We start from the raw sequence: 15,868 nt of genomic DNA, 5'->3' as shown, positions 1-15,868 counted from the left end.
CCACCTTCGGGGTCTTCAGGACCTTCGGGAATCTTCGGGAATCAGGAGTTCAGGAGCGATGAGGAAGACCCATCCCCTTCGGCGTGTCGTGCTGGCCGGCGCCGCCACCGTGTCCGGGATCGTACTGCTGCTGTCGCTGAAACCGGGGTCGGATTCCGACTCCGAGGCGGTGGGCGGCGCGGCACCCGGCCAGTCGATCGGCGCACAGGAATCCGCCCAGGGCGGCGCCCAGGCGATCGGCAGCGGATCCTTCACCGGTGACGCGGCCGACACTCAGTACGGGCCCGTGCAGGTCCGGCTGACCGTCAACGGCGGGAAGGTCACCAAGGCCGAGGCGGTACAGAACCCCACCGGCGGCCAGAGCACCCAGATCAACAACAACGCGATCCCCAAGCTCAACCAGGCCGCGGTGGCCGCCGGGACGGCGGACATCGACGCGGTCTCCGGGGCGACCTACACCAGCGCCGGGTACAAGAAGTCCCTGCAGTCGGCGCTCGACAAGGCCGCGGCGCAGGGCGGCGGCTCGGGGCAGGGCGCGGGCGGTGGCGGGGCCGCGCAGGCTCAGACCGTCACCGGTGACGTGGCCGACACGCAGTACGGGCCCGTGCAGGTCCGGATCACCGTCAACGGCGGGAAGATCACCAAGGCCGAGGCGGTACAGACGCCGACCGGCGGCCAGAGCACGCAGATCACCGGCAACTCGGTGCCCAAGCTCAACCAGGCCGCGGTGGCCGCCGGGACGGCGGACATCGACGCGGTCTCCGGAGCTACCTACACCAGCGCCGGGTACAAGAAGTCCCTGCAGTCGGCGCTCGACAAGGTGAAGCCCGCCGGCGGCGGCGCGGAGTCGGGGAGCGGGGCGGAGGCCGGCGCGGGCGCCAGCCCCAGCGCGCCTGCTGCCGGCGGCGATGCCGGTGCCGAGGCCGGCGCTGGTGCTGGTGCTGGTGCCGGGCAGGACGCCGGCGGCGGTGTCACCAACGGGACCGGGACCGTCACCGGCGCGGTCGCGCAGACCGAGTACGGGCCGGTGCAGGTCCGGATCACGATGCGCGACGGCAAGATCGTCCAGGCCGCGGTGGTGCAGGCGCCCAGTGGCGGGAAGAGCACCCAGGTCTCCAACAACGCGGTGCCCAAGCTCAACCAGCAGACGGTGGCCGCGGGCAGCGCGGACATCGACGCGGTGTCCGGGGCGACGTACACCAGCGCCGGGTACAAGAAGTCACTGCAGTCGGCGTTGGACCAGGCCGGTGTCTGAGGCGGTGGCCGAGCACGCCGAATCGGCAGCAGCAGCTCCCGCCGCGGTGCGTCATGTGGAGGAGGTCATGGGGACCGTCTTCTCCTTCGACGTCCGCGGCGGGGATCCCGGTGCGGTCAAGGCGGCACTGGAGGAGGCGGTCGCCGGGCTGCACCAGGTGAACGAGGTGTTCAGCACCTACCGGGACGACAGCCAGGTGTCGCGGCTGGCCCGCGGTGAGCTGAGCGTCGGCGACTGTGATCCCGAGGTCGCCGAGGTGCTGGAGCTGGCCGCGGAGGCGGAGCGGCTGAGCGAGGGCTGGTTCAGCACGTCGTACGAGGGGCGGCTCGATCCGACCGGGATCGTCAAGGGGTGGGCCGTCGAACGGGCGGCGCGGTCCCTGGCGGCGGTCGGGGCGAGCGGGGTGAGCGTGAACGGCGGGGGTGACGTCCAGCTGCTCGGCAGCCCCGGGCCGCAGCGGCCGTGGCGGGTCGGGGTGGCGGATCCCTTGCGGCCGGGGGGACTTGCCGCAGTCGTGTCGGCTGCGGGGGTGGAGGAGCTGGCCGTCGCCACGTCCGGTACGGCCGAGCGCGGCGCGCACATCGTCGATCCGCGGACGGGGCGGTCCGCCGTGACGGACCTGGTGGCGGTGACCGTGGTGGGGCCTTCACTCACGTGGGCGGACTGCTGGGCCACCGCCGCGTTTGCGATGGGTTCGCGGGCGGGGTTGCGGTGGCTGGAGTCGCTGCCGGATGTGGAGGCGTTGCTGGTGACGGCGGGGGACGAGGTGCGGTGCACCGGGGGGTTGGCGGCGCGGTTGGGGTGACGGGGCGCGGTGGCTGGGCTGGGTGGGTCGCGCAGCCCAGCGCTGACGGGGTGCCGCCTGCGCCCACCCTCCCCCACTCTCGGCTTCGCTCGAGCGGGGGGACCCCCATCGCCCCAGGCGGCACGCATGCCCGCAGCTACAGCGGAGGCCTCAAAAAAGTTCCCTCGGTGATGTCGAGGACCCGTGGTCGGCTCCGTCCCTGGGGTGAACGCGGCCACAATGGGTCGCAGCACACCGAGGAGAATCACGATGGCCAAGTACCTGCTGCTCAAGCACTACCGCGGCGCGCCGGCGGCGGTCAACGACGTGCCCATGGATCAGTGGACGCCCGAGGAGATCACGGCGCACGTGCAGTACATGCGGGACTTCGCGGAGCGGCTCGAGAAGACCGGGGAGTTCGTCGGCGAGGTGGCCCTCGCCCCCGAGGGGACGTGGGTCCGGTACGACGGTGAGGGGCGCCCGCCGGTCACCGACGGACCGTTCGCCGAGACCAAGGACCTCATCGCCGGCTGGATGGTGATCGACGTCGACAGCTACGAGCGCGCCGTCGAGCTGGCCGGGGAACTGTCCGCCGCGCCCGGGGCGGGCGGCAAGACGATCCACGAGTGGCTGGAACTGCGCCCGTTCTACGGCGTGCAGCCCACCGTCACGGAGTGACCCCACCCATGGACGAGGCCTTGCTCCGCAGCCTCACGCCGAGCGTGCTCACCGTCCTCGTCCGCCGCGGAGCAGACTTCGCGGCGGCCGAGGACGCCGTCCAGGACGCGCTCGTCGAGGCGGTACGCGTCTGGCCGGCCGACCCGCCGCGGGATGCGAAGGGCTGGCTCGTCACCGTGGCGTGGCGCAAGTTCCTCGACGCGACCCGCGCGGACACCGCCCGACGCCGACGCGAGGACCGCGTAGAGGAGGAGCCGGTACCAGGCCCCGCGCCCGCGGCTGACGACACCCTCCAGCTCTACTTCCTCTGCGCCCACCCCTCACTGACCCCGTCGTCCGCCGTCGCCCTCACCCTGCGCGCCGTCGGCGGCCTCACCACCAGGCAGATCGCCCAGAACTACCTCGTGCCCGAAGCGACCATGGCGCAGCGCATCAGCCGGGCCAAGCGGACCGTCTCCGGCGTGCGGTTCGACCAGCCCGGCGATGTGGCCACCGTGCTGCGCGTCCTCTACCTGGTCTTCAACGAGGGCTACTCCGGCGACATCGACCTCGCCGCCGAGGCCATCCGGCTCACCCGGCAGCTAGCGGCGGCGATCGAACACCCCGAGGTGGCCGGGCTGCTCGCCCTCATGCTGCTCCACCACGCCCGGCGCGCGGCCCGTACCGCGCCCGACGGCAGCCTGGTACCGCTCGCCGAGCAGGACCGGAGCCGGTGGGACACCAAGGCGATCGCCGAGGGAGTCGAGATCCTGCAGTCGGCCCTCGCCCGCGACCGGCTCGGCGAGTTCCAGGCCCAGGCCGCCATCGCCGCCCTCCACGCGGACGCGCCCCGCACCGAGGAGACCGACTGGGTCCAGATCGTCGAGTGGTACGACGAGCTGACCCGCCTCACCGACAACCCCATCGTCCGCCTCAACCGCGCGGTAGCCGTAGGCGAGGCAGACGGACCGCGCGCAGGCCTGGCGGCACTGGCGGAGCTGGACGCCTCACTCCCCCGCTACACCGCCGTAGCCGCCTACTTCCACGAACGCGACGGCGACCTGGACACGGCGGCACACCTGTACTCCGAGGCAGCCCAAAAGGCCCCCACCCTCGAGGAACGCAACCACCTAACGCGCCAGGCAGCCCGCCTCAATGTCCAACGGCGACGCTAGCGCCCCTTCAGGGGCGCGGGGCTGTATCGATATGCGGCTCCGCCGCGTGGGCGCGACAAGCCCCCACACACCCGCACCCGACACACAACCCCTCAGTGCCCGTTCTGAGCCAACCGCAGCAAATGATCCGCCAGCGCCTGCCCACCCGTAGGATCCCGGCTGATCAACAGCAACGTGTCGTCACCAGCGATCGTCCCCAGAATGTCGTGCAACTCGGCCTGATCGATCGCCGAGGCGAGAAACTGCGCCGCACCCGGCGGCGTACGGAGCACCACAAGGTTCGCCGAAGCCTCCGCAGAGATCAACAGCTCCGCGGAGAGCCGCCGCATCCGCTCCTCCTTCGCCGACCCCCCCAGCGGAGCACGCGGCGTACGGAAACCCCCCTCACTCGGCACCGCATAGATCAGGTCGCCGTCGGTGTTGCGGATCTTCACCGCGTTCAGCTCATCCAGGTCGCGGGAGAGCGTCGCCTGCGTGACGGTCAGCCCGTCGTCGGCGAGCAGCTTCGCCAACTGGCTCTGCGACCGCACGGGTTGCCGGTTGAGGATGTCCACGATCCGGCGGTGACGCGCGGTGCGGGTCTGCGGCACGGCAGGCCCGCTCGGCTGCTCGTGATCCTGCGCCTGGCTCATCGTCGTCTCATTCTCCGGAATGTCCGTCCCCTTCGGTCACCGTGTCCAGGACACCGGGGAGCGCCCGGAGGAATGCGTCCACCGCGTCGTCGCCCAGGTTGAGGGGCGGCATCAGTCGTACGACATCGGGGGCGGGCGCGTTCACCAGGAAACCGGCGTCCTGGGCCGCGTGCTGCACCTGTGGCGCAAGCGGCTCGGTGAGCACGATACCCAGCAGGAGACCCGCACCCCGGACGTGGGAGATCAACGAGTGGTTCAGTGACTCGATTCCGTGGCGCAAGCTCTCGCTCTGCCGCTTGACGTTCTCCAGCAACCCGTCGTTCGCGATGGTGTCGAGCACGGCGAGTCCGGCCGCGCAGGCGACGGGGTTGCCGCCGAAGGTCGTGCCGTGGTGTCCGGGCTGGAGGAGCTCGGCCGCCCGCCCGAAGGCCACGGTCGCGCCCAGCGGCAGCCCGCCGCCGAGGCCCTTGGCGAGCGTGACGACGTCCGGCAGGACGCCCTCGTGCGCCATGTACTCGAACCAGTGCCCGGTGCGCCCGATCCCGGTCTGCACCTCGTCCAGCACCAGCAGGCTGCCCGTGGCGGCGGTGATCGCGCGGGCCGCCTTCAGATAGCCCGTCGGCGGGATCACGACCCCGTTCTCGCCCTGGATCGGCTCGATGATGACGAGAGCCGTCTCCTGGGTGACCGCGGCGGCCAGCGCCTGCGCGTCGCCGTACGGGACGTGGGTGACATCGCCGGGCAGCGGCAGGAAGGGGGTCTGCTTGCCGGGCTGTCCGGTGAGGGCGAGGGCGCCCATGGTGCGGCCGTGGAAGCCGCCGTCGGTGGCGACCATGTGCGACCGCCCGGTCAGCCGCCCGATCTTGAACGCCCCTTCGACCGCCTCGGCCCCGGAGTTGCAGAAGAAGACCCTGCCGTCCCGGCCGAAGATCTGCAGCAGCCGTTCGGCGAGCGCGACCGGCGGCTCGGCGACGAACAGGTTCGACACATGCCCCAGCGAGGCGACCTGCCGGCTCACCGCCTCGACGATCGCCGGGTGGGCGTGACCGAGCGCGTTGACCGCGATGCCGCCGACGAAGTCGACGTACTCCTTGCCGTCTGCGTCCCAGAGCTTCGCGCCCTCCCCGCGCACGAGCGGCAGTCGCGGAGTGCCGTAGTTGTTCATGAGCGCGCCCTGCCACCGCGTGGTGAGGTCCTGATTGGCGGTCATACGGCGTCCCCCTCTTGCTCGTCCGGCACGACCATCGTGCCGATGCCCTCGTCGGTGAAGATCTCCAGCAGGATGGAGTGCTGGACGCGGCCGTCGATGACCCGGGCGGTGGTCACCCCGTTGCGCACGGCGTGCAGACAGCCCTCCATCTTCGGCACCATGCCGGAGGACAACTCCGGCAGCAGCTTCTCCAGTTGGGAAGCGGTGAGGCGGCTGATCACCTCGTCGCTGTTCGGCCAGTCCTCGTAGAGGCCCTCGACGTCCGTGAGGACCATGAGGGTTTCGGCGTCCAACGCAGCAGCGAGTGCCGCAGCCGCCGTATCAGCATTGACGTTGTAGACATGTCCGTCGTCCTGGGAGCGGGCGATCGAGGAGACGACCGGGATCCGGCCGTCGGCGAGCAGTGCCTCGATCGCGCCCGTGTCGATCTCGGTGATCTCGCCCACCCGCCCGATGTCGACCAACTCGCCGTCGATCTCGGGCTGGTGCTTGATGGCGGTGATGGTGTGCGCGTCCTCGCCGGTCAGACCGATGGCGAGCGGCCCGTGCTGGTTGAGCAGCCCGACGAGCTCGCGCTGCACCTGCCCGGCCAGGACCATGCGTACGACGTCCATGGCGTCCTCGGTGGTGACCCTGAGGCCCGCCTTGAACTCGCTGACGATGCCGTGCTTGTCGAGGGCGGCGCTGATCTGCGGGCCGCCGCCGTGCACGACGACCGGCTTGAGGCCGGCGTGGTGCAGGAACACGACGTCCTGGGCGAAGGCGGCCTTCAGCTCCTCGTCGACCATGGCGTTGCCGCCGAACTTGATGACGACGGTCTTGCCGTTGTGCCGGACCAGCCAGGGCAGTGCCTCGATGAGGATCTGGGCCTTGGGCAGGGCGGTGTGCTTACGAGTAGAGCTCATGACGAATACGCGCTGTTCTCGTGGACGTAGTCCGCGGTGAGGTCGTTGGTCCAGATGGTGGCCGTCTCCGAGCCCGCGGCCAGGTCGGCGACGATGTGCACCTCGCGGTAGCGCATGTCGACCTTGTCGCGGTCCTCGCCGACGCCGCCGTTCTTGCACACCCAGACGCCGTTGATGGCGACGTTCAGCCGGTCGGGCTCGAAGGCCGCGGACGTCGTACCGATGGCGGACAACACCCGCCCCCAGTTGGGGTCTTCGCCGTGGATCGCGCACTTGAGGAGATTGTTGCGGGCGATGGAGCGGCCCACCTCGACGGCGTCGTCCTCGGTCGCGGCGTTGATCACCTCGACCTTGATGTCCTTGCTGGCGCCCTCGGCGTCCCGGATGAGCTGCTGGCCGAGGTCGTCGCAGACGGCCCGTACGGCCTCGGCGAACTCGGCGTACTCCGGGGTGACTTGGGAGGCGCCGGAGGCGAGCAGCAGGACGGTGTCGTTGGTGGACATGCAGCCGTCGGAGTCGACGCGGTCGAAGGTGACCTTCGTGGCCGCCCGCAGGGCCTTGTCCAGTTCGCCGCTCTCGACGTCGGCGTCCGTGGTGAGGACGACGAGCATGGTGGCGAGGCCGGGGGCGAGCATGCCCGCGCCCTTGGCCATGCCGCCGACGCTCCAGCCGTCCTTGGTCACGACGGACGTCTTGTGGACGGAGTCGGTGGTCTTGATCGCGATGGCGGCCTTCTCACCGCCGTGCTCGCTCAGCGCCTCCGCGGCCGTCTCGACGCCGGGCAGCAGCCTGTCCATGGGGAGCAGGATCCCGATGAGTCCGGTGGACGCGACCGCGACCTCGGCGGCGTTCAGCCCCAGCGTGCCGGCGACCTTCTCGGCGGTCGCGTGGGTGTCCTGGAAGCCCTTCGGCCCCGTACAGGCGTTGGCACCACCGGAGTTGAGGACGACGGCGGAGACCTGCCCGCCCTTCAGGACCTGCTCGGACCACAGCACCGGCGCGGCCTTGACGCGGTTGGAGGTGAAGACGCCCGCGGCGGCGAGGCGGGGCCCGTTGTTGACCACGAGGGCCAGGTCCGGGTTGCCGTTCTCCTTGATCCCGGCGGCGATGCCCGCCGCCGTGAATCCCTTTGCTGCCGTGACACTCACGGTGCGACTCCGATCGTGGAAAGCCCGGTGGTCTCGTCGAGCCCGAGGGCGAGGTTCATGCTCTGGACGGCACCGCCCGCGGTGCCCTTGGTCAGGTTGTCGATCGCGCTGATCGCGATGATGCGGCCCACGGCCTCGTCGAACGCGACCTGCACCTGAACGGCGTTGGAACCGTGGACGGACGCCGTGGCGGGCCACTGTCCCTCGGGCAGCAGATGGACGAAGGGCTCGTCGGCGAAGGCCTTCTCATAGGCGGCGCGCAGGGAGTCGCCGGTGACGCCGGGCTTCGCCTGCGCAGTGCAGGTGGCGAGGATCCCGCGCGGCATGGGGGCTAGCGTCGGCGTGAACGAGACGGCGACCGGTTCGCCGGCGGCGGCGCTGAGGTTCTGGATCATCTCGGGGGTGTGCCGGTGACCGCCGCCCACGCCGTACGGCGACATGGACCCCATGACCTCGCTGCCCAGCAGATGCGGCTTGGGCGTCTTGCCGGCGCCGGAGGTGCCGGACGCGGCGACGATCACGGCCTCGGTCCCGGCGAGGCCGGCCGTGTACGCCGGGAAGAGGGCCAGCGAGACGGCGGTCGGGTAGCAACCGGGCACCGCGACGCGCTTGGACCCCTCCAGCGCGGCGCGGGCACCCGGCAGTTCAGGGAGGCCGTACGGCCAGGTCCCGGCGTGCGCGGAACCGTAGAACTTCTCCCAGTCCCCCGGGTTCCGCAGCCGGAAGTCGGCCCCCATGTCGACCACCAGCACATCGGGGCCGAGTTGCTCGGCGACGGCCGCGGACTGTCCGTGCGGCAATGCGAGAAAGACGACATCGTGCCCGGCGAGGACGTCCGCCGATGTCTCCTGGAGCACCCGGTCGGCCAGCGGCAGCAGGTGCGGCTGGAGCGCGCCGAGCCGCTGACCGGCGTTGGAGTTCCCGGTCAGGGCGCCGATCTCGACCTCGGGGTGCACCAGCAGCAGACGCAGCAGCTCACCGCCCGCGTACCCACTCGCTCCGGCCACTGCCGCACGTACCGCCATGACATCCTCCTCCTGGAGAGCATGACTATACGTTTCGCTGCACGTTTATGCAATCCCGTGCCCAGGCTGGGCCGCCACGCCCACGGCGGGATACGTTCATGCTGTCAGGCACAGGAGGCCCACGGCAGGCCGACAGGAGGACACGGCATGACTCCCACGCCCACCGGTCGGCTCGTCCGCACTCCCGCGGGGTTCGACCTGATCCTCACCCGCAGCTACCGCGCCCCCGTCGACGACGTCTGGGCGAGCGTCACCGAGTCGGAGCGCACCGCCCGCTGGTTCGGGCCGTGGCGCGGGGAGGCGGCTCCCGGGCGCACCGTCGAGGTGCAGATGGTGTTCGAGGAGGAGGCGCCCTGGAGCTCCCTCCTGATCGAGGCTTGCGAGCCGCCTCACCGGCTCGCGGCATCGACGGAGGACGAGGCAGGCTCCTGGTCGCTGGAGCTGCTGCTCGCGGAGGGGGAGGCCGAGAACACCGGTACCACCGAGCTCCGGCTGGTCCACCACCTCACCTCCACGGAACACCTCGGCTCGACCGGCCCCGGCTGGGAGTACTACCTCGACATGCTCACCGCCGCACGCACAGACGGCGACCGCCCCGACTTCGGCGACTACTACCCCGCGCAGAAGGCGTACTTCGAGTCCCTGAGCTGAGCCGCGGGAGTCAGAGGACGACCATCCGGCACCCCAACCGGTGCGGGCGGCTCAGGCGTGCTTCGGTGGCGCCTGAGCCGCCCGGCGGGTTACCGCTGCTTGATCCGCAGGAAGGTGATCGAGTTGGCCGGGAAGGTGTACGTGAACTTCTTGGCGACCCCCTGGAAGGTGGACGTCGCCGGGGTCACCGGCGTGTCCGTCTCGGTGTTCACCTCGTCGGGGCCGGCGGCCAGGGTGGTCACCCGGGCCTTGGAGGCGACCTTGGAGGTGCCGAGGTCGATGGCCGTACGGGCCTCGGCGGACTGCGCGTTGACGACCTTGACGATCAGGTCACCGGTCTTCGCGTCCTTGGTGACGACCTGGCGGAACGGCTCGGCCGGCTTGTCGTCGGCGAAGCTGCCCCACTCCTGGCCGTCCAGGTAGAGGGTCACCTGACGGCCCCGCACCTTGATGTCGATGTCATAGGCACGGCCCGTCTCGATCGACCCGGCCTTGGACATCAGCGTCGACTTGCCGCCGTCCACGGCCTGTTCGATCGCGGACTGGGTGTTGTTCCAGCCGCCCAGGTTCCACCAGTAGTAGTTGCCGGTGTCCTTGACCCCGAAGGCGACGAGGAAGCCCTCCTTGCCGGACTTCTTGGTGGCCCTCACATGCAGGTCGTAGTTCTTCCAGGCCGGGTCACCGGCGGTGACCAGGGTGTTCTCGGCGGCGGCATCCGTCTGGACGTACTGCCCGTCCTGGATGCTCCAGCTGCCGGTGCCGCCCGGCGTCCACTTCGACGCGTCACCGGAGAAGTCGTCGCCGAACAGCGTCGAGCCGTCCTCGCCGGTGACCTTGACATCGTCGTACGCCGCACTGGTCGCCCAGGTCGAGAGGCCGACGGCGCCGGTGATCGGGCCGCTCACGTTGGGGGTGTCGGTCGCGGTGGACGGTACGACGCGATCGCCGACGTTGGTCATGAACAGCTTCTGGACCTCGTAGTTGGCCGAGTTCCAGGAGGCGTGGTTGTTGAACCAGATCAGGTCCGGGCGCCACTGCACATAGTCCTCGTTGGCGAGCAGCGGGGCGTAGGAGGCGAGCTTGACGATGTCGGCGTTGCGCTCCAGGCCGGTCATGTACGCGGCTTCGGACAGCGCGTTCTTGAAGGCGTTGCCCTGGGAGGCGTACTCGCCGAGGAAGACCTTCGGGCCGCCGCGGTCGTAGCTGTCGTAGCGCTCGTTGTTCTGCAGGAACCACTGCGGGCTGTTGTAGTAGTGCTCGTCGACCATGTCGACCTTGCCCTCGCGGTTGAGCTGCCAGGCGGTGTCGAAGGTCGCGCCGGCGTCGTCCGGGCCGGAGTTGGAGATGATCGTGATGTCCGGGTACTTGGCCTCGATCGCGGCGCGGAACTTCTGGAAGCGGGCGAAGAACTCGTTGGGCAGATTCTCCTCGTTGCCGACGCCGAGATGCGTGAGGTGGAAGGGCTTGGGGTGGCCCATCTCGGCCCGCTTCTTGCCCCACTTGCTCGTCACGGGGCCGTTGGCGAACTCGACGAGGTCCAGGGTGTCCTGGATGTGCCGCTGGAGCAGCGCCTCGTCGTCGGTGGCCCGGTTCTGGCCGCAGCCGGTGACGAGGGCCGGTACGACGGGCAGCGGCATCGCGCCGATGTCCTCGGAGAAGCGGAAGTATTCGTAGTAGCCGAGGCCGTAACTCTGGTTGTAGCCCCAGAAGTTGGAGTTCGTGGCGCGCTGCTCGACCGGGCCGATGGTGTCCTTCCACTGGTACGAGCGCTTGCGCTGCCAGCCGGAGGCCTCGCTGTAGTCCTCCATGGAGCCGGTGTTGACCAGGCAGCCGCCCGGGAAGCGGACGAAGCCGGGGTCCAGGGCCTCGATCTTCTCGGCGAGGTCCTTGCGCAGGCCGTTCGGCTGGTGCTTGTAGGTGTCGCGCGGGAAGAGGGAGACCTCGTCGAGCGCGGCGGCGCCGGATGAGGCGACGGTGAGGCGGCCGCGGTTGCTGGTGCGGGTCGCGGTGAAGGTGGCCGTGTACTTCGTCCAGCCGCCCTTCGCGGCGACCTGGCGGGTGCTCGCCAGCGTCCCCGGCGCGTCCTTCAGGGTGACGCTGAGCGTGGTGCCGCTCTGGGCGCGGGCCCACACGGAGAAGTCGTACCTCTTGCCCTGCTCGACGCGGATGCCGGTGTTGTATCCGGCGTTCGTGACCGATGAACCGGCGCCCAGGGAGAGGTAGTTGCGGTTGCGGTCATTGAGGCGCCCGGAGTCGTTCACGACCTCTGCCGACCCCGCGGCCGTCCAGGAGGTCAGCGGCGTGTACGAGCTGTTGTCGGCGGTGGAGTACTCGAAGGACCGGTTCTGCACCAGCTCGGCGTACAGTCCGCCGTCAGCGGCCCGGTTGATGTCCTCGAAAAAAACGCCGTACATCGTGTCGTCGATCTTCGCGCCCTGAGAGGCGGGGTCGACGGCGATCGCGTAGTCGGTGACGTCCTCGGCGTGCGCGGGAGCGGGCAGGGCGACGGCCGCCATCAGGAGGGCGGTGGCGGTGACGCCTTGTCTCCGGCGGGTGGTGCGTGACATGGATACTCCGCGGCTCTAGCTGTTCGAAATATCGGACTATGGTCAGCACTTCGAACGGCAAGATAGGGAGGGGGCACAGGCGCGTCAATGGGTCGCGCAGCAGCACATGGGACGGGAAGCGGTACGGAATGGGCGAGTTCTGGCCAGTGCCGGACGTACTGGCCTACCTGGCCGGGCAGTGGCGGGTCGAGCGGTCGGTGCGGGATCTCGCCGGCGACGAGCGTGGCGAGTTCCGCGGGACGACCGTATTCAGCCCGCTCGAAGGCGGCGGACTGCTGCACCAGGAGTCCGGCACGTTCGTCTGGCAGGGCGTTCCCCGGCCCGCCGAGCGGACCCTGCGTTTCCTGCCGTCCCGGGAGCCGGGTGCGGCGGACGTATGGTTCGCGGACGGCCGCCCGTTCCACGACCTGGACCTGACCTCGGGACGGCACACGGCCGACCATCCGTGCTCGGCCGACCTCTACCGGGGCGAGTTCACCGTCACCGACGCGGACCACTGGCGGACGGTGTGGCGGGTGCGCGGCCCGGCGAAGGACCTGGTCCTCACGACCGACTACGCGCGCGTGGGCTGAGCCGAGACCCCCTCGAGGCGCAGATTCCAGCGCCCCGCCCGGCCCGTGACCGTGGTCGTCGACAAGGGGCGGACGTCGATGTTCCAGTACGTCGACGGCGGCGCCTTCAGCGCGTAGACCAGCGCCGCGCGGATCACCGACGGCTCGGCCACGGCGACGATCCGGCCCCCGTCGTCGACCGGCCGGGTGTCGAGCCAGTCGCCGACCCGGGTGATGAAGGCAAGCAGCGACTCACCGCCGTGCGGCGTGCCGCGCGGGTCGGCCAGCCAGGCGTCCACCGCCTCCGGCTCACGCGCCATCGCCTCCCCCAGCGTGAGCCCGCGCCAGCGGCCCATGTCGCAGTCCCGCAGCGCGAGTTGCACCAGCGGCGTATACCCGAGGGCGTCACCGGTGGCCCGGCTGCGCGGCGTCGGCGAGCAGTAGCGCAGCTCGGCCGCCGCCAGCGGAATGAGCTCCCGCGCGGCCCGCTGCACCTCGTCCCAGCCCGCCTGGTCCAGCGGCCGGTCGTCCTCGAACCGCTCCGCCAGCAGCGGCGTGCTGCGCGCGGCGGCGACGAACGTGAGGCGAAGTTGCATACGGGGATCGTGAGTCGCGGAAAGTTGCAGGTCAAGGGGGATTACTCAGGAGTTACCCAGGGTGCGCGAAGCCTTACTTCACGGTCAGGATCGAAGGGGCAATTCGCTCGAAAATACCGACTGGCTTGCCTGTCATTTTCGTCCGGCCACCTCGTCGAAGGCCGTACGCAGGCGCCGTACCCCTTCCGTGATCTCGCCCGTCCCCGCCACGGCCGCGAAGCTCAGCCGCACGTGTCCGGCAGGGGGTTCGGCGCTGAAGTAGGGGCGGCCGGGGGTGAGGGCGACGCCCGCGCGCAGGGCGGCGGCGGTGAGGGGGGCCTCGTCGGTGCCGTCGGGCAGGCGCAGCCACAGGTGGTAGCCGCCGGACGGGATGTGCGGCAGGGCGAGTTCGGGGAGGTCGGTCCGCAACGCGGCCGTCATCGCGTCTCGGCGGGTCTTCAACTCCGCCGAGATCGACCGGAGATGGCGTGGCCAGGCGGGCGAGCCGACGAGTTCGAGCGCGGCTTCCTGGAGGGGCCGGGGTACGAAGAAGGTGTCGACGATCTGGATGGCGCGCAGGCGTTCCAGCGCCGGGCCGCGCGCGGCGATCGCGCTCACCCGGAAGCTGGGGGAGGTGGCCTTGGTGAGCGAGCTGACGTGGACGACGACTCCGTCGGGGTCGTTGGCGACCAGCGGACGCGGCAGCGGGCCCGCGTCCTCGTGCACCAGCCGTCGTACGAAGTCGTCCTCGATCACGAACGCGCCCGCCGCCCGCGCGATGGCGACGACCTCCGCGCGGCGGTCCGCGGCGAGCACCGCCCCGGTCGGGTTCTGGAACAGGGGTTGGCAGACGAAGAGCCGGGCCCCGGTCGCCCGGAACGCGTCGGCGAGCAGGGCGGGGCGCACGCCGTCCGGATCGACCGGCACCGGGACCGGCCGCAGCCCGGCCGCGCGGGCGATGGCCAGCATGCCGGGGTAGGTCGGCGATTCGACCAGGACGGGCGCGCCGGGCGGCGCCAGCGCCCGGAACGCGGTGGTCAGCGCTGCCTGGCCGCCCCCGCCGACCAGCACCTCGGCGGCGGTGACGGTGCCGCCGATCTCACGGGCGAACCACTCACGCAGCTCCGGCAGTCCGTCCAACGGCGGCCGGCCCCACGCTCCGGGCCGGCGTCCCGCACGGGCCAGCGCGGCGGTCAGGGCGCGCTCGGGCTGGAGGGTGGGGTGCAGATAGCCGCCGGTGAACTCGATCACTCCGGGCGGCGGAGCGGCGAGCGAGACCACGACTCCGGACGCGTCCACGGAGCGCGGTACGACGTCGGAGGCGCCGTCGGCACTGAGCGCGACCTCCTGCCAGGAGGTGTCCCCGGCGGGCGTGGCCGTCGTCCGGGGCCGGGCGCGGAAGGCACCGGCGCCGGGGCGGGTCACCACCAGTCCCTCGGCGGCCAGCTGCGCCAGGGCGCGCGAGACGGTCACCGGGCTGACCCGGTACCGCTCGACGAGGGCCCGGCTAGACGGGAGCTTTCCACCCGGTGAGTAGCGGTCGAGTTCCCGTCGCAACCGATTCGCCAGTTCACCGACACTGCTACGCTCTTGCATGAGAGCACAGAGTAGCGCTATCGCCCCGACAGGGATAGCGGTCAGCGGTCGGCCCGGTACCTCGATCGGCACTCTTCAGGCCGCCTTGGGAGTCATCGCCTTCTCCCTCACCTTCCCCGCGACCGCATGGGGACTGGAGGGGTTCGGGCCGTGGTCCCTGGTCGCCGTGCGCAGCGTGCTCGCGGCGCTGATCGCGGGCGGCTGTCTGCTGGCGCTGCGTGTACCGCTGCCCGGACGCGCGCACTGGCCGGGGCTGGCCGTGGTCGCCGCCGGAGTCGTCGTCGGCTTCCCGCTGCTGACGACCCTCGCCCTGCGGACCTCGACCACCGCGCACGCCGCCGTGGTGGTCGGCCTGCTCCCGCTGACCACCGCACTCTGCTCCGCCCTGCGGGTCGGCACGAAGCGCTCCGCGGGACGTGCCACCATCGGCCGTCGAGAATCTGCGGGGCCGTCGTGGCTGGTCGCGCCCACGCGGCGGAGCCGCATATGTCACAGCCCCGCGCCCCTTCGGGGCGCTGCCGAATCGCAGCCGACTTCGCCAGACCCGCTCAGCCCCTCGCGCACCTTCTGGACGGCCGCGCTCGTGGGCGCCGCCGCGGTGGTCGCCTTCACCGTGCAGCAGAGCGGCGGGGCGCTGACCACCGCCGACCTGTATCTCTTCGGGGCGCTGCTGGTGTGCGCGGCCGGCTACACCGAGGGCGGTCGGCTGGCCCGCGTCATGCCGGGCTGGCAGGTCGTCGGCTGGGCGCTGGCGCTGTGTCTGCCGATCGGTGTGCCCGCCGCGGTGCTCGCCCTGTCGTACGAGCCGGTGCGGTTGACCGCGCACAGCGTGACGGGACTGCTGTGGGTCGCGGCCGGCTCGCAGTTCCTCGGCCTGGTCGTCTGGTACCGCGGCATGGCGGCGATCGGCATCCCGAAGGCCAGCCAGTTGCAGTTGGCCCAGCCGCTGCTCACACTGGTGTGGTCGGTGCTGCTGCTGGGCGAGCACCTGACAGTGGCCGCCCCGCTCACGGCGGCGGCGGTGCTCGTCTGCATCGCCGTCACCCAGAGGGCGCGCGGCTGAGGAGGCCGTACGGCACCGTCCCAACCGGCGCCCCGCGCCGTAAAATCAAGGCCGAAGGACCGCTGCTCCCGCAC

At 70.9% G+C, this 15,868-nt stretch carries 15 protein-coding genes; 7 read left to right on the top strand and 8 right to left on the bottom strand.

What is annotated here, in order from left to right; all coding sequences use genetic code 11:
• The first annotated feature begins 58 nt into the window (after positions 1-58).
• The 4 genes from KCH48_RS17015 to KCH48_RS17000 all read left to right on the top strand — a co-directional run bounded on the left by KCH48_RS17015 (position 59) and on the right by KCH48_RS17000 (position 3,871).
• Complete coding sequence (locus KCH48_RS17015; protein WP_210574970.1) at positions 59-1,255, top strand: FMN-binding protein; 1,197 nt, start codon at positions 59-61, stop codon at positions 1,253-1,255.
• A 67-nt stretch (positions 1,256-1,322) separates the two neighbouring features.
• A complete protein-coding gene (locus tag KCH48_RS17010; protein WP_246885446.1) occupies positions 1,323-2,060 on the top strand; it encodes an FAD:protein FMN transferase in 738 nt (245 codons plus the stop codon).
• Positions 2,061-2,309: 249 nt separating this feature from the next.
• Entirely contained in the window at positions 2,310-2,717 is a 408-nt protein-coding gene (locus KCH48_RS17005; RefSeq protein ID WP_210574966.1) for a YciI family protein, read from the top strand.
• An 8-nt stretch (positions 2,718-2,725) separates the two neighbouring features.
• Positions 2,726-3,871 (top strand): RNA polymerase sigma factor, encoded by a 1,146-nt coding sequence (locus KCH48_RS17000; protein WP_210574965.1) that lies wholly within the window; start codon positions 2,726-2,728, stop codon positions 3,869-3,871.
• 92 nt (positions 3,872-3,963) lie between these two features.
• Here the strand turns inward: KCH48_RS17000 and KCH48_RS16995 are convergent, their stop codons facing one another.
• Genes KCH48_RS16995 through argC form a run of 5 tightly spaced genes read right to left on the bottom strand, consistent with a single transcriptional unit; the run spans position 3,964 to position 8,791 of the window.
• Complete coding sequence (locus tag KCH48_RS16995) at positions 3,964-4,503, bottom strand: arginine repressor (protein ID WP_210574963.1); 540 nt, start codon at positions 4,501-4,503, stop codon at positions 3,964-3,966.
• 7 nt (positions 4,504-4,510) lie between these two features.
• Positions 4,511-5,713, bottom strand: a complete 1,203-nt coding sequence (locus KCH48_RS16990; protein ID WP_210574961.1) for an acetylornithine transaminase — start codon at positions 5,711-5,713, stop codon at positions 4,511-4,513.
• Complete coding sequence (gene argB / locus KCH48_RS16985; protein ID WP_210574959.1) at positions 5,710-6,618, bottom strand: acetylglutamate kinase; 909 nt, start codon at positions 6,616-6,618, stop codon at positions 5,710-5,712. Before argB ends, KCH48_RS16990 begins: the two co-directional genes overlap by 4 nt.
• Entirely contained in the window at positions 6,615-7,766 is a 1,152-nt protein-coding gene (gene argJ / locus KCH48_RS16980) for a bifunctional glutamate N-acetyltransferase/amino-acid acetyltransferase ArgJ (RefSeq protein WP_210574958.1), read from the bottom strand. Before argJ ends, argB begins: the two co-directional genes overlap by 4 nt.
• The gene (gene argC, locus KCH48_RS16975; RefSeq protein WP_210574956.1) at positions 7,763-8,791 is read right to left on the bottom strand and encodes an N-acetyl-gamma-glutamyl-phosphate reductase; all 1,029 of its coding nucleotides are present in this window, start codon (positions 8,789-8,791) and stop codon (positions 7,763-7,765) included. Before argC ends, argJ begins: the two co-directional genes overlap by 4 nt.
• A gap of 147 nt (positions 8,792-8,938) precedes the next feature.
• Between argC and KCH48_RS16970 the strand changes: the two genes are divergently transcribed.
• Positions 8,939-9,442: an SRPBCC family protein gene (locus KCH48_RS16970; RefSeq protein ID WP_210574953.1), complete on the top strand. Its 504-nt coding sequence runs from the start codon at positions 8,939-8,941 to the stop codon at positions 9,440-9,442.
• An 89-nt stretch (positions 9,443-9,531) separates the two neighbouring features.
• On the opposite strand, the gene KCH48_RS16965 is transcribed toward KCH48_RS16970, so the two are convergent.
• Positions 9,532-12,009: an alpha-L-arabinofuranosidase C-terminal domain-containing protein gene (locus tag KCH48_RS16965; protein WP_210574952.1), complete on the bottom strand. Its 2,478-nt coding sequence runs from the start codon at positions 12,007-12,009 to the stop codon at positions 9,532-9,534.
• Between the two features lie 128 nt (positions 12,010-12,137).
• On the opposite strand from KCH48_RS16965, the gene KCH48_RS16960 reads away from it, so the two are divergent.
• Complete coding sequence (locus KCH48_RS16960; RefSeq protein ID WP_210574950.1) at positions 12,138-12,581, top strand: DUF6314 family protein; 444 nt, start codon at positions 12,138-12,140, stop codon at positions 12,579-12,581.
• Here KCH48_RS16960 and KCH48_RS16955 read toward each other — a convergent pair.
• Together KCH48_RS16955 and KCH48_RS16950 are read right to left on the bottom strand one after the other, a co-directional pair.
• The gene (locus KCH48_RS16955) at positions 12,563-13,156 is read right to left on the bottom strand and encodes a histidine phosphatase family protein (protein ID WP_210574949.1); all 594 of its coding nucleotides are present in this window, start codon (positions 13,154-13,156) and stop codon (positions 12,563-12,565) included. The genes KCH48_RS16960 and KCH48_RS16955 overlap by 19 nt on opposite strands.
• 132 nt (positions 13,157-13,288) lie before the next feature.
• Positions 13,289-14,731, bottom strand: a complete 1,443-nt coding sequence (locus tag KCH48_RS16950) for a PLP-dependent aminotransferase family protein (RefSeq protein WP_210574948.1) — start codon at positions 14,729-14,731, stop codon at positions 13,289-13,291.
• Between KCH48_RS16950 and KCH48_RS42260 the strand changes: the two genes are divergently transcribed.
• Positions 14,730-15,794: a DMT family transporter gene (locus KCH48_RS42260; protein ID WP_246885386.1), complete on the top strand. Its 1,065-nt coding sequence runs from the start codon at positions 14,730-14,732 to the stop codon at positions 15,792-15,794. The genes KCH48_RS16950 and KCH48_RS42260 overlap by 2 nt on opposite strands.
• The last annotated feature ends 74 nt before the right edge of the window (positions 15,795-15,868 follow it).

Source organism: Streptomyces sp. GESEQ-4 (assembly GCF_017948455.1).
GTDB lineage: Bacteria > Actinomycetota > Actinomycetes > Streptomycetales > Streptomycetaceae > Streptomyces.
The sequence above is the reverse complement of the archived record's forward strand: the minus strand, read 5'-3'. Positions and strand labels throughout refer to the sequence as shown.